Origin of the sequence: Microvirga tunisiensis (genome assembly GCF_009296175.1) — a bacterium.
Classification (GTDB): Bacteria; Pseudomonadota; Alphaproteobacteria; order Rhizobiales; family Beijerinckiaceae; genus Microvirga; species Microvirga tunisiensis.
Window position 1 is genome coordinate 1 of the sequence record NZ_VOSK01000672.1, and the last position, 1,805, is coordinate 1,805.

Annotated in this window: 2 protein-coding genes and 1 pseudogene; 1 reads left to right on the forward strand and 2 read right to left on the reverse strand. The window is 62.8% G+C overall.

Annotated elements, in window-relative coordinates:
* Positions 1–204: 204 nt before the first annotated feature.
* Positions 205–935: pseudogene (locus FS320_RS42700) on the forward strand (IS5 family transposase); the annotation flags it as partial.
* Positions 936–1,007: 72 nt separating this feature from the next.
* Here the strand turns inward: FS320_RS42700 and FS320_RS42705 are convergent.
* Together FS320_RS42705 and FS320_RS42710 are read right to left on the reverse strand one after the other, a co-directional pair.
* A complete protein-coding gene (locus FS320_RS42705) occupies positions 1,008–1,235 on the reverse strand; it encodes a hypothetical protein (protein WP_420846854.1) in 228 nt (75 codons plus the stop codon).
* Positions 1,236–1,295: 60 nt separating this feature from the next.
* Positions 1,296–1,517 carry a hypothetical protein gene (locus FS320_RS42710; RefSeq protein WP_152718560.1) on the reverse strand — a complete coding sequence of 74 codons (222 nt, stop codon included), beginning with the start codon at positions 1,515–1,517 and terminating at the stop codon, positions 1,296–1,298.
* Positions 1,518–1,805 lie beyond the last annotated feature (288 nt).

Below are 1,805 nucleotides of genomic sequence, written 5' to 3' on the forward strand. Positions count from 1 at the left end.
GCCACGGCCAGGCCTCCTGCAGCGGCTTTTCCGGTAGCATCTGGAACAGCCACGCGATTGGAGATGACAACGAGCCGTCGCAAATGCCTCTCCCTCTGTAGCAGGGGAGAGGGTAGCCCAAGGACGAGCACCGTGGCAAATACCCCGTACTGGGTCTTAGAGCGCCTAACAAAACCGGCGTGAGCGCGTTGGTTTGGTATGGCCAAGCCCAAAGGTGGCCGGCCGCGGGTCGATGATCGAGCCGCCTTGGCTGGTATCATCTTCGTCCTGCGCTCGGGCATTCCCTGGGAGATGCTGCCCACTGAGATCGGCTGCTCGGGCATGACGTGCTGGCGCCGGCTGCGCGACTGGCAGGTTGCCGGTGTGTGGACGCGCCTGCATCGCATCCTGCTCGAGCGCCTGGCAGATGCCGACAAGCTTGATTGGAGCCGGGCCGCGCTCGACTCCTCGTCCATCGCGGCTAAAAAGGGGGCGCAGCCACCGGCCCGAACCCGACGGATCGCGGCAAACCGGGCACGAAGCGCCATGTTGTGGTCGACCGGACGGGCACACCGCTCGGTCTGAGCCTGAGTGGGGCTAACCGGCACGACAGCCTGATGCTCGCACCCACGCTCGATGCCGTGCCGCCGGTGCGGCATGGACCGGGTCGCCCGCGACGCCGCCCTGCCAAACTGCACGCCGACAAGGCTTATGACCATCGTCGCTGCCGCGCGGAATGCCGGCGGCGCTCCATCGTGCCCCGGATTGCCCGCCGCAGCGTGGACGTCAGCGAGCGCCTGGGACGATATCGCTGGGTGGTGGAGCGCACCCTGGCGTGGCTCAACCGCTTTCGCCGTCTCACCATCCGCTATGAACGACGCGAGGACATCCATCTGGCCTTCACCACACTCGGATGCGCGCTCATCTGCTTCAATCAATGCAGACGGTTTTGTTAGGCGCTCTTAGTCCCATCAAGCAGGAAGAGGCTATTCTGGGCCGGGACCCAGCGGGCCAAACCATTGCATTGCTCAAGATCCCGCCCTTCGAGCGGTGCCTGACCGCTCATCCCGTGACGTCTGTCTCTGGCCGGTCCGTCCCGCGAGAGATTTCTTCGTGCCAGTGACCCGCTTCGTCCTGGTACTCGATGTCTTCAGGCGGGCTTCGTCATGGGTGGCATAGCGTTCCGAGAACACATCCCCGGCTTTGCAAGCCCATCCGCCTTCGTGCTCGACGATCCTGTAATGAACATTGGCCATGACTAGTCTCCTGGGAGCCTCAACGCGGGCGAACAACCTGCGAAGAGAGGCAGTTCCGGATTAGGCGCTGGGGCGCTCTGGACCCCAGACAAACACCTCTTCGCCAGTGTGATCCAGGATCCGCACGGCATCCGGCTTCTGCGGCATATCCAAGGTCTCGAAGAGGGACAGGGCTCTCACTTTCACGTCCTCCAGATCCGTTGCGTCATGTTCAACCCGATCCAGGATCGCATGAGCTTCGTCTGTGCCACGCACCCGAAAGAACTCGATGATAAACATCATAGAGGTTCCGTTTCGCACAGGACCGCGACATCAGCATCGTTTCGTGCGAGAAGCGCTTGCAGAACTGCCAGTGTGGCTTCATCTGCCGCTGCAGCCGCAAGCTCGAAGACGGCAATGGCGTAGGTGTAGCGCGACGCGCGAATGTGTGAGTAAGGCGACGGCCAGATTTACGAGATGTCGCCTCCGGTTGAAGTCGACCTACCGTGTCACGGGACGACACGGAGGAGCGCATGAGCCGGCTCGATCAGGAGGCTCGCATGACTATCAAGGCATTGGCGGCGCGGGGAG